Below are 11,623 nucleotides of genomic sequence, written 5' to 3'. Positions count from 1 at the left end.
GTGTTGATCCGTATCTCGCCCTGCATCAGGCCGGTTTGCTATGAACCACTGGACTCAACTCACCCTGGCACGCAGGGGTCGGGCGACGATGTTCACCTATCTCGACGATGCGCGCGCCGCCCTAGCAGGCGTCGCCGATGAGGTGTTCACTGTTCGAGCGGATGGTTAACCTGAATCGCATTTCTGCTGTGCTGCTGGACATTTCAGTGTTCAGGCCAGCACGCTAGCTAGAAGTGCGTTGTCATCGTCACTCACGCTGCGCGACCACCCAGGGGATTGCTCGGAGGGCGCCAAACGCGAAGATGGACCAGAGGCACAGGATTCCGACCCATAGCGCCATCTCGTCGTCGCGCAGCCACGCCGCACTGTGAAGGGCGCCTTCGACGAGGGCGCCGATACCAACGAACGCGAACAGGGTGGCGCTGAGCCCAACGACCGCGCCCAGCCCCAGGGTGCTGCGGGATGGCCATCGGCGCTTCACGTATGTCTCAACAGTCAACGTCGCGAAGAGAAGCGATCCGGCCGACGCGGTAACCCAGAAACCAAGCATGGCGCTGATGCTAGGGCGCGTTTGCGACACCGTGGTCAATCTCTTGGTCAGCACGCCAGAGCGCGTCACCACACGACCCACCGTCTTCCGTAGCGCGGTAGCGGGTGCGCGGCGAAAATTGTTGCTCAGCAACCTATTGAGGTGCCCTTACGATTTTCCGGTGGGGGTTTCAGCGAGCAGTCTTGCCTTGCTCGATGCGCGCGCCGATGATGTCGGATCGCGTATTCACTGGGAGATGCATGTACGTGCAGGTTGCCGAACCGATCCTCGATACCCACCGAATGCCCCGTCAGGTCATACAGCGCATCCGCAATACCCTGCTCGCCCATACCCGCGGCCACCGCTGTGCTCAATGCTTCGTGCATGTTCGTCTGCTGCTGCAGCCGCGACACCGTTGTGACAAGTTCGCGATTCGCTACCTCCAGATCGGCGTTCGCCCTTTCCAGCTTCGCCGCGCTACTGGAGTCGCGGTCATGCAGTGCGGCATGTGCCAGGGCGGCGCCGGTCTGCTGGGCCAGGATGGTCAACAGCTGGATCTGATCTTTCGACGGTGCAGTATCGGCGCTGACCACCAGACACCCGTTGATGGCGCGTCGGTGGCTCAGCGGGAACGCCCACCCCCACCGGCCGTCTTTTACGTCGACCAGCCCGTCCCAGCCGGACTCGCGGTGCCGTGCGATGTCGGGGTGTGCCGGCTGGGATGGTGGAAAGCGAACGAACTCGCCGTCAACCGACCGGTAACTGGCCTCGACTTTGTAGGGCCCGAGACTGCCAACGGCGGCGGTCGCGACGCGGAAGATCTCGCCGACGTCGGAGTCACTGAAAGTGACACGCGACAGCGCGGCCAAACCCCTTGACGAAGCCTGTTCGGCCTGGCGGGTGCCCTTTGCCGCGCTGTGCGATTCATCGTTCATGTTAGGAGTGGCCAGGCTCGGCTGCCTCCTCTCAAGGCACCTGGAGTGTCCGCTGAGGCGTCACTACGAACGACAGACCCGAAGTTGGGGTTCCGAACCGCCTTTCCGGGTCTGAAAATGCCCACCCGGCGTCCGCTAATCAGACCCTACTCCAGTGTGGTGCTGACAGGACGAATCAGAGTCCAGATTTTCGGCTCACCGGGCGCACGCGACAGCCGCTACGGGTTGCCAGGCTCGATTGTTGGGAGCGAAATACGACGCGCGTTACGGCGCGTGCGCTGCTTTCCGCTGTTGTCGGGGCTTCCGTGTAACGACCTTCGTAACTTAGGATAAAGGCTGGCTTTAATGCGTATGGCCTACAGGCAAGGGGGAGTGATGGCTGAGCATTCGACGGTTGCAACGTCGGCGGTGCGGCCCAATGAGCCCGCCCGCCAGGTGATCGCCACCTTCGACAATTACCCCGACGCCGAACGCGCGGTCGACTACCTGTCCGATCAGCGTTTCGAGGTAAACCGGGTGGCCATCGTGGGCCGGGAACTGCAATATGTCGAGCAAGTCCTGGGCCGAGCGAGCTACGGCGGGGCCGCGCTGCGCGGTGCCGGCTCGGCCGCCCTGTTCGGCGCACTGATCGGCTGGATCTTCGGGCTGTTCAACTGGGTCGAGCCCTTGGTCTCGGCCGTGGTACTGGCCGCCTACGGATTGGTTCTCGGCGCCATTGTCGGTGCCCTGGTCGGCCTGCTGATCCACGCCCTGCAACGCGGCAGCCGCGACTTCCTCTCCGTCAGCGGACTGCGGCCCAAGTACTACGACGTCGTCGCCGACGTCGACGTGGCCGACCGTGCACTCCAACTGCTCACCAGCAACAACCGAGAGGAATAGACCATGGCCACAGCGGTAGGCATCGACCTGGGGACAACCAACTCGGTCATCGCCGCCTGGCAGGGTGGGGAACCTGTCGTGATCCCCAACGCCGAAGGTGCGCGCACCACGCCGTCAGTGGTGGCGTTCACGGAGAGCGGTGAGCGACTGGTCGGACAGCTGGCAAGACGCCAGTCGATCATGAACCCGAAGGGCACCATCTATTCGGCCAAGCGATTCATCGGCCGCCGCTTCGACGAGATATCGGAGGAAGCCAAGGCGGTCAGCTTCGACGTCGTCGAGGGCGAGGGCGGCTCGGCCCGGTTCGACGTGCGCGGCAAGAAGTACTCGCCCGAAGAGATCAGCGCGCAGGTGCTGCGCAAACTCGTCGACGACGCAAGCAAATTCCTCGGCGAACGGGTGAAGGAAGCGGTGATCACCGTTCCGGCGTACTTCAACGACGCCCAGCGCAACGCCACCAAGGATGCCGGCCGGATCGCCGGGCTGGACGTGCTGCGCATCATCAACGAGCCCACAGCCGCGGCATTGGCCTACGGGCTGGACAAAAAGGGCCACGAAACCGTGCTGGTCTTCGACCTCGGCGGCGGCACGTTCGATGTCAGCCTTCTCGACGTCGGGGATGGGGTGGTCGAGGTCCGCTCCACAGCCGGTGATTCGCACCTGGGTGGCGACGACTTCGACCGCCGGCTCGTCGACTATCTGGCCGACGAGTTCCAGCGCGAGAACAACATCGATCTGCGGAAAGATCCGCAGGCGCTGCAGCGGCTGTTCGAGGCGGCCGAGAAGGCGAAGGTGGAATTGTCGTCGGTGACACAGACGCAGGTCAACCTTCCGTTCGTCACCGCCGACGCCAACGGCCCCAAACACCTCACCATGACCATCAACCGGTCGAAGTTCGAGGAACTCACACACGACCTGGTCGAGCGCACGATGGGTCCGGTCAAGCAGGCGATGGCCGACGCCAAGGTCACGGCCAACGACATCGACGAGGTCATTCTGGTCGGTGGGTCGACTCGCATTCCCGCAGTGCAGGCTTTGGTACGCCGGCTCACGGGCGGCAAGGACCCGAACATGACCGTCAACCCGGACGAGGTGGTCGCGATGGGCGCCGCCATCCAGGCGGGCGTGCTCAAGGGCGAGGTCTCCGACGTTCTGCTACTGGATGTCACCCCGTTGTCGCTGGGTGTGGAAACCGCCGGCGGCGTGATGACCAAGATCATCGAACGCAACACCACCATCCCGGCCCGACGCAGCGAGGTGTTCACGACGGCGGCAGACAACCAGCCGGCTGTGGATATCGTTGTGCTGCAGGGCGAACGCGAGATGGCGAAAGACAATCGCGTACTCGGACGATTCAAGCTGGAGAACATCCGCCCGGCCCCGCGCGGTGAGCCGCAGATCGAGGTCACCTTCGACATCGACGCCAACGGCATCCTGCATGTCACCGCACGCGACAAGGACACCGCCGCCGAGCAGAGCATCACCATCAGCGAGCAGTCCAACCTCGACCAGAGCGAAGTCGAGCGGATGCTCGCCGAGGCCGAGGCGCACCGCCGCGAGGACGAAGAGCTGCGTAAGCAGGTTGATGCGCGTAACGCGCTCGACTCCGCGGCCTACCAGGTCGAGCGCCGTCTTGCCGAGCTAGGCGACTCCGCGGCGCCACACGACCGTGCCCGCGCCGAGATGTTGGTCGCCGACGCGCGCCAGGCCGTTAAGGAAGACGCACCGATGGACCGGGTGCAGTCCCTGACGTCCGAACTGCAGCAGGTGCTTTACGGGCTGCAGCCCACGCCCGGTGGCGGCAACGGGCGACCGACAGGGGACGACCAAGGCGCGCCGGTTGGCGATGACGACGTGGTCGACGCCGAGTTCGACCGGGGCTGAGCCGCAATGGTCAGCCCCGCAGAGCATTCCCGCACCGATGAGGACGGTGACCGGTCGGACAAGAGCTCCCCAGAACATGTTCCCCCTCAACCTGATTCAGACGAGCGAGCCAAGCTCGAGGACCGTTGGCGGCGGGCTGTCGCTGATCTGGACAATGTGCGCAAGCGGTATGCCCGCGAACTGGACCGCGAACGAACAACGGAACGATCCAGGGTGGCCGGCGCGTGGCTGCCCATCGTGGACAACCTGGAGCGGGCGCTCAGTCATGCCGGTGACCAGTCCGACGCGGTCGTCGAGGGTGTGCGCAGCATTCTCGAACAAGCGTTGCAGGTTCTCGAGCGGCTCGGCTATCCGCGCGATGCGGAGGCAGGGGTGCCCTTTGACCCGGAGCGTCACGAGGTGGTCGGTGTGGTGGACCACCCGGACAGCGCGCCCGGGACGGTAGTCGAAGTAGTTCGACCGGGCTACGGCGAAGGATCGAGGCAATTGCGGCCGGCGGCCGTGGTGGTCAGCCAACGCAAGGAGTGATGTCGGGTGGCCCGCGACTACTACGAAGTGCTCGGGGTGTCGCGGGACGCGACCGCCGATCAGATCCAGCAGGCATTCCGCACACTGGCCCGCAAGTACCACCCGGACGTCAACAAGGATCCAACGGCCGAAGACCGATTCAAGGACATCAACGAGGCCTATCACGTCCTATCGGACCCCGATACCCGTAAGCGCTACGACCGATTCGGCGAAGACTTCCGCAAGGTCCCCGAAGACTGGGAAGACCAGGTGGGCGCAGGTGCGGGTGGCTTCCGCGGCGGACGGGCCGGCGGAGGCCGAGTGCGCTACGGCGGAGGCTTCGGTGGCGCCGGAGGCATCAACATCGACGATCTCTTCGGCGATATCTTCAGCGGTAGCGGAGGATTCGGGCCGATTCCGGGCGCGGACCAGGAAGCAACGCTGGAGCTGACCGTCGAGGAGGCCTACCGGGGGGGCAAACGGAAGATCTCACTCGATGCCCGTGAATACGAGGTGAACATCCCCGCCGGCGTCACGGACGGACAACGGATCCGACTGGCGGGCGAGGGCGGCCGAGGCAGCGGCGACGGTCCCGCCGGAGATCTGTACCTGCGGGTACGCATCAAGCCGGATTCTCGATTTCGTCTCAACGGCCGAGACATCTCGGTGGATCTGCTGGTGTCGCCGTGGGAGGCGGCGCTGGGGACCACCGTCGCTATCCGAACTCCCGGCGGCGAAGCCAAAGTCAAAGTGCCACCGGGATCGTCGACCGGTCGCCGGCTGCGGCTGCGCGGCGAAGGCATGCCCAACCCGCGCGGTGCCGCCGGCGACCTCTACGCAGAAATCAAGGTGATGGTGCCACCGAAACCCACTGCGCGGGAACGTGAACTGTTCGAGCAACTGGCGGCGGAGTCCACCTTCGACCCCAGGAGGGGACGATGACCGCACCACGCTATGTCCTGGCGCGGCGGCCCGGAATGCACCTCGACGTCTTCGCAACACGCTGCGGGTTGCATCCCGACATGGTGCGCCGACTGGTGGCGCTCGGCCTCGTCGCTTGCCAGCAGGATGCCCACGGCAATCTCTGGTTCGAACCGTCTGCGTTGGTTACGGTCGCCCGCATCCAGCGGTTGAGGACCGGTCTGGGACTGAACTACGCCGCGATAGGGCTGGTGCTCGACCTGCTGGACCGCATCGAAGAACTCGAATCCGCTTCTCGCCGAAGGAGGACATCACCGTGGACATCAACAAGCTGACGCAGAAGTCGCAGGAGGCGTTGGCCGAAGCGCAGAGCATCGCGACCCGGATGGGTCACACCGAGGTCGACGGCGAACATCTGCTGATGGCGCTGATCGACCAGCCCGAAGGTCTCGTCCCGCGGCTACTGGACCAGACGGGCGCCGACACCGCGGCCGTGCGCGCGGACCTGGAACGCGAGCTGAACCGGCGCCCGAAGGTGAGCGGCCCCGGCGCCGCGCCGGGCCAGGTCTCCGTCACCAGGCGCCTGGCGAACCTGCTGGAGGCCGCCGAGCGGGAAGCCAAGCGCCTCAAGGACGAATACGTGTCGGTGGAGCACCTCGTGATCGCCCTCGCCGACGAGGGCTCGGCGAGTGCCGCCGGACGGATTCTGGCCTCCCACGGCGTTACCCGGGAATCGTTCCTCGGCGCGCTGACCAAGATCCGGGGCAACCAGCGGGTCACCTCAGCCTCACCGGAGGGTGCCTACGAGGCCCTGGAGAAGTACGGCCGCGACCTGGTCGCCGAAGGCCGCGCAGGCAAGCTGGACCCGGTGATCGGCCGAGACGCCGAGATCCGCAGGGTGATCCAGATCCTCAGCCGCAAGACCAAGAACAATCCGGTGCTCATCGGCGACCCCGGAGTCGGCAAGACCGCGATCGTGGAGGGCCTGGCACAGCGCATCGTGCGCGGCGATGTCCCGGAAGGCCTGCGGGACAAGACCATTTTCTCCCTCGACATGGGCTCGCTGGTGGCAGGTGCGAAGTATCGGGGCGAGTTCGAGGAACGGCTGCAGGCGGTGCTATCAGAAGTGAAGGCAGGAGAGGGCCGAATTCTCCTGTTCGTCGACGAGTTGCACACCGTGGTCGGCGCCGGGGCAGCAGAAGGTTCCCTGGACGCCGGCAACATGCTCAAGCCCATGCTCGCCCGCGGTGAGCTGCACATGATCGGTGCCACCACACTCGACGAATACCGTAAGCACATTGAAAAGGACGCCGCGTTGGAGCGCCGGTTCCAGACCGTGCTGGTCGACGAACCGGACGTCGAGGACACCATCTCGATCCTGCGCGGGCTGCGCGAACGCCTCGAGGTGTTCCACGGCGTGAAGATCCAGGATGCCGCCCTGGTGGCGGCCGCCACGTTGTCGCATCGCTACATCACCGACCGCTTCCTGCCCGACAAGGCGATCGACCTGGTGGACGAGGCGTGTGCGCGACTGCGCACCGAAATCGACTCCATGCCAGCGGAGTTGGACGAGATCACCCGTCGGGTCACCCGGCTCGAGATCGAGGAGGCGGCGCTGGCCAAGGAGACCGACGCGGCCAGCAAGTCCCGTCTGGAGGAACTTCGCAAAGAATTGGCCGACCTGCGAGCCGAGGCCGACGCCCGGCACGCGCAATGGGATGCCGAACGGCAGGCGATCAGGCGGGTCCAGGAACTTCGCGGACAACTCGAGCAGCTGCGGCACGAGGCCGAAGAAGCCGAACGCAAGTACGACCTCAACCGGGCGGCCGAATTACGGTACGGCCAGATCACCGAACTGGAACGCAAACTGCAAGCGGCCGAGGAACAGCTGACGTCCAAGCAGGGCGACAAGCCGCTGCTGCGCGAGGTCGTCACCGAGGACGAGATCGCCGAAATCGTGGCCGCATGGACCGGCATACCGGTCGCACGGCTACAGGAGGGCGAACGGGAAAAGCTGCTGCGGCTCGACGAAATACTGCACGAGCGGGTGATCGGCCAGGACGAGGCGGTCCAGCTGGTCGCCGATGCGGTCATTCGGGCCCGCTCCGGAATCCGGGATCCGCGCCGCCCGATCGGCTCGTTCATCTTCCTCGGACCCACCGGGGTCGGAAAGACCGAACTCGCGAAGACGCTGGCCGCCGCGTTGTTCGACAGCGAGGACAACATGGTCCGACTCGACATGAGCGAGTACCAGGAGCGGCACACGGTGAGCCGGCTGGTCGGTGCGCCACCGGGATACGTCGGCTACGAGGAGGGCGGCCAGCTCACCGAAGCGGTGCGCCGCAAGCCCTACTCGGTGGTGCTGCTCGACGAGATCGAAAAGGCGCACACCGATGTGTTCAACACCCTTCTCCAGGTGCTCGACGACGGCCGGCTCACCGATGCACAGGGACGTCAGGTCGACTTCCGCAACACCGTGGTCATCATGACCTCCAACATCGGATCGCACCACCTGCTCGACGGCGTCACCGCGGACGGCGAGATCAAGCCCGACGCGCGCGACCGGGTGATGGCCGAGCTGCGCGGACACTTCCGGCCCGAGTTCCTCAACCGCGTCGACGACATCGTGTTGTTCACCCCGCTGTCGATGCCGCAGCTCGAACGGATCGTCGAGTTGCAACTGGCCGAGCTGCGGGACCGATTGGCGGAAAGGCAAATCGAGCTCGACATCACCCCGGACGCTCGCCGGATGATCGCCGAACACGGCTACGATCCGGTGTATGGGGCCCGGCCGCTGCGCCGCTACATCGCCCACGAGGTGGAAACCAAGATCGGCCGGGCGTTGCTACGCGGCGACATCACGGGCGGTGGCAAGATCCGCATCACCGTGGAGAATGGCGAACTCGCCGTGGGCTATTCGGAACCGGCCCTGGCGGCCTGACCGAGAAGGCGCCATGAAATCAAACATCCTGACATGCCCGCACTGCGGAAAACGCAACCGGGTACCCGCGGCGGCCGCGGGGAAGCCCCGGTGCGCCAACTGTCACCAGTGGCTGCCGTGGATCGCCGCGGCCGGCGATGGGGACTTCGCTGACGTTGCCGAAAAGTCCTCGGTTCCAGTGCTTGTCGACCTGTGGGCGACGTGGTGCGGACCGTGCCGCATGGTGAGCCCGGCGCTGGAGCAGCTCGCCACCGAACGGGCCGGACAACTCAAACTTGTGAAGGTCGACGTGGACAAGGCACCGGCGATTTCGCAGCGGTTCGCGGTGCAGGCGGTGCCGACCCTGCTGCTCCTTGACCACGGGCAGGTACTGGCGCGGCAGTCGGGTGCCGCTCCCGTTGCGGCGCTGCGCAATTGGCTGGATCAGGCGCTATCGTCCGGCAGCGCGAAGGAGGCACGGTCATGACATCCGTGGATATCGATCCCCATGTGGCGGCGATCCGCCAGGTGCGCCCGCGTACGAACGGCTGTGAGGAATGTTTGCGGCTCGGCACACCGTGGGTGCACCTGCGGTTGTGCCTGACGTGCGGGCACGTTGGCTGCTGCGATTCTTCGCCGATGCGGCATGCCCGGGCGCATGCTCACACGATCGGGCACCCGATCGTGCAGTCCATGGAGCCGGGGCCGACGTGGCGTTGGTGCTACGTCCATGAGAACTATGTCTGAGGTCCCCGCCACGGACCAGCGCGCATCGATTCCGTTGGCCGAATCCCCCGACATATACGGCGCGTACCCGCGACTGTCCGATGATCAGATTGCCGCGCTCGAGGCGGGCGGCGCGCGGCGAGCAGTCGGCGCGGGGGAGATGCTGGTCCGCGAGGGTGAGCGCTCGGACTATTTTTTCGTCATTCTGTCCGGCAAGATCGCCGTCAGCACTTTGGACGATGCGGGCAATCGGCATGTGATCCGGGTGCACGGCCCCGGGCGGTTTCTCGGGGAGCTGGGCGACCTCGAAGCCCAGGCCGCGTTCTACACCGCCGAGGTGGTGGAACCCGGCGAAGTGCTCGTGGTCCCGACCGAGCGGGTGCGGGCCCTGGTCGCGCACGATCCGGTGCTCAGTGACCTCATCCTGCGCGCGTATTTGGTGCGCCGCTCGTTGCTCATTCACGAGGGATCCGGATTCCGGATCATCGGCTCCTGCTATTCGCCGGACACCGCTCGGTTGCGCGAGTTCGCCGCGCGAAATCGATTGCCGCACCGCTGGCTTGACTTGGAACGTGACCAGCATGCCGAACGGCTGCTGCAGCGGTTCGGAGTATCGGCCCAGGACACCCCGGTGGTGATCTGGGGCGGTGAGGTGCTGCGCAACCCGACCAACACCGAGCTGGCCCGCCGGGTTGGGCTGCCGGTACCCGACACGGTGCCCGACGAATCCGACGTCGTCGTGGTGGGCGCCGGTCCGGCGGGGCTGGGCGCTGCGGTGTATGCCGCGTCGGACGGCCTGACCACCGCGGCGATGGAGCGGATCGCGACCGGCGGGCAGGCCGGGACGTCGTCGAAGATCGAGAACTATCTGGGATTCCCCGGCGGAATCTCTGGAGCCGACCTTGCCGAACGGGCAGTTCTGCAGGCCGGCAAGTTCGGAGCGCGGATCATCGTCTCCGCGGAGATCACCCGGCTGGAATCCGGCGGCGGCCAGCACCGGGTAACGCTCGCGGACGGTGGGTCGGTGGTGGCCAGGGCCGTGGTGCTGGCCACGGGAGCCAGGTATCGCAGGCTCGCCGTCCCGGGAATCGAATCGTTCGAGGGCAACGGCGTGTACTACGCCGCCACCTTTCAAGAGGCGTTGGTGTGCGGCACGGGGCCGGTCGTCATCGTCGGGGGTGGTAACTCCGCGGGCCAGGCGGCGATCTTCCTCGCCGCGCGGGTTTCCCGGGTGTATGTGGTGATCCGCGGCAACGACCTGAACAAGACCATGTCCCGGTATCTCGTCGACCAGATCAACCGTCACCCCCGCGTGACTGTTCGGTCGTGCACCGAGATCCGGGAGGTGCACGGAAACGGTGCACTCAGCGTGGTGGTGACCGAGGACAAACGAACAGGCGAGCGGCACTCGATCCAGACCCGCGCCCTGTTCGTCTTCATCGGCGCGGATCCCAATACCGCATGGCTCGCCGGCGCCATCGAACTCGACGACCGCGGCTTCGTGCCGACCGGCCCGGCCGCGTTGTATTCGGAGGCCGACGGTGCCCGGCGCAGCACCCAGCGCCAGCCGATGATGCTGGAGACCAGCCAACCCGGTGTGTTCGCGGCGGGCGACGTGCGTAGCGGCTCGGTCAAACGGGTGGCCTCCGCGGTCGGCGAGGGATCGATGGCGATCCGCCAAATCCACGATTACTTCGGGACGTAGTCGGCAGCGCGGACCACGGCTGGCCGCACCGACATGAACACGAACGGGAGAGCAATCATGACCAACGCCGAGGATGTCTCGCCCACCGAGGACAAGCCCGAAGCCGATGTGGCAGAACAGCAGATCCCCGTCGACCCCACCGTCGATGAGGCAGGGCTGGATCCCACTGATATCGCCAACCGCAGCGATGCAGAGGCCAACCTCGCCGACCTGATCGACCAAGCCATCAGCGTCCCCCTCTCCGACGATGACCAACCGTTGCAGTATTGATCCCGACCCAGGGCGAGGCCCACCAAACCCAAATGGCCGACCAAGCCTGGGCGTGTCATCACCAGCCAGTCACGGCAACGCGGTAGCGCACACGCATACAGATGGCTGGCACACCTCTTCCACCATCGACGATCACGTCTCGCCGTTGCGGAAGGCTATGCCGTCCGATAGGTTCCCTGCCGTTGACTGGCCGGCTACACGCTGCTGCGGTCGCGGACAGGCGAGCGCAGCCTGGTTCGACGCTCATACTGACAGGACGAATCGGTGTGGCGGAACTTGTCAAGGCGGATGAGTCCATCGGGTGTTAAGCGGCGGTCGTGTCGGCCTCCTGGGCTGGTGGGTTGATC

The 11,623-nt window shown here is 65.6% G+C and carries 12 protein-coding genes; 10 read left to right on the top strand and 2 right to left on the bottom strand.

Annotated features, from left to right (window positions below; translation table 11 throughout):
• Positions 1-247 precede the first annotated feature (247 nt).
• Positions 248-550, bottom strand: a complete 303-nt coding sequence (locus AO501_RS06615; protein ID WP_231752361.1) for a hypothetical protein — start codon at positions 548-550, stop codon at positions 248-250.
• A gap of 125 nt (positions 551-675) precedes the next feature.
• Positions 676-1,398 carry a hypothetical protein gene (locus AO501_RS36885; RefSeq protein ID WP_156452355.1) on the bottom strand — a complete coding sequence of 241 codons (723 nt, stop codon included), beginning with the start codon at positions 1,396-1,398 and terminating at the stop codon, positions 676-678.
• A 441-nt stretch (positions 1,399-1,839) separates the two neighbouring features.
• On the opposite strand from AO501_RS36885, the gene AO501_RS06605 reads away from it, so the two are divergent.
• Genes AO501_RS06605 through AO501_RS06565 form a run of 10 tightly spaced genes read left to right on the top strand, consistent with a single transcriptional unit; the run spans position 1,840 to position 11,276 of the window.
• A complete protein-coding gene (locus AO501_RS06605; RefSeq protein WP_055576968.1) occupies positions 1,840-2,343 on the top strand; it encodes a general stress protein in 504 nt (167 codons plus the stop codon).
• Positions 2,344-2,346: 3 nt separating this feature from the next.
• Positions 2,347-4,227 (top strand): molecular chaperone DnaK, encoded by a 1,881-nt coding sequence (gene dnaK, locus AO501_RS06600; protein ID WP_055576967.1) that lies wholly within the window; start codon positions 2,347-2,349, stop codon positions 4,225-4,227.
• A gap of 6 nt (positions 4,228-4,233) precedes the next feature.
• Positions 4,234-4,755, top strand: a complete 522-nt coding sequence (locus tag AO501_RS06595; protein ID WP_055576966.1) for a nucleotide exchange factor GrpE — start codon at positions 4,234-4,236, stop codon at positions 4,753-4,755.
• A gap of 6 nt (positions 4,756-4,761) precedes the next feature.
• The gene (locus tag AO501_RS06590; protein WP_055576965.1) at positions 4,762-5,676 is read left to right on the top strand and encodes a DnaJ C-terminal domain-containing protein; all 915 of its coding nucleotides are present in this window, start codon (positions 4,762-4,764) and stop codon (positions 5,674-5,676) included.
• The gene (locus AO501_RS06585) at positions 5,673-5,990 is read left to right on the top strand and encodes a chaperone modulator CbpM (RefSeq protein ID WP_055576964.1); all 318 of its coding nucleotides are present in this window, start codon (positions 5,673-5,675) and stop codon (positions 5,988-5,990) included. The genes AO501_RS06590 and AO501_RS06585 overlap by 4 nt, the downstream gene beginning before the upstream one ends.
• Positions 5,972-8,596, top strand: coding sequence for an ATP-dependent chaperone ClpB (clpB, locus tag AO501_RS06580; protein WP_055576963.1), 2,625 nt, complete (start codon positions 5,972-5,974; stop codon positions 8,594-8,596). Before AO501_RS06585 ends, clpB begins: the two co-directional genes overlap by 19 nt.
• Positions 8,597-8,609: 13 nt before the next feature.
• Entirely contained in the window at positions 8,610-9,062 is a 453-nt protein-coding gene (gene trxA, locus AO501_RS06575) for a thioredoxin (RefSeq protein WP_055576962.1), read from the top strand.
• Positions 9,059-9,322 carry a UBP-type zinc finger domain-containing protein gene (locus tag AO501_RS34960; RefSeq protein ID WP_082658431.1) on the top strand — a complete coding sequence of 88 codons (264 nt, stop codon included), beginning with the start codon at positions 9,059-9,061 and terminating at the stop codon, positions 9,320-9,322. The genes trxA and AO501_RS34960 overlap by 4 nt, the downstream gene beginning before the upstream one ends.
• Positions 9,315-11,006: an FAD-dependent oxidoreductase gene (locus AO501_RS06570; RefSeq protein WP_055576961.1), complete on the top strand. Its 1,692-nt coding sequence runs from the start codon at positions 9,315-9,317 to the stop codon at positions 11,004-11,006. The genes AO501_RS34960 and AO501_RS06570 overlap by 8 nt, the downstream gene beginning before the upstream one ends.
• Before the next feature lie 57 nt (positions 11,007-11,063).
• Complete coding sequence (locus AO501_RS06565; protein ID WP_055576960.1) at positions 11,064-11,276, top strand: hypothetical protein; 213 nt, start codon at positions 11,064-11,066, stop codon at positions 11,274-11,276.
• Positions 11,277-11,623 lie beyond the last annotated feature (347 nt).

This window comes from Mycobacterium gordonae, assembly GCF_001417955.2.
Classification (GTDB): Bacteria; Actinomycetota; Actinomycetes; order Mycobacteriales; family Mycobacteriaceae; genus Mycobacterium; species Mycobacterium gordonae_B.
The sequence above is the reverse complement of the archived record's forward strand: the minus strand, read 5'-3'. Positions and strand labels throughout refer to the sequence as shown.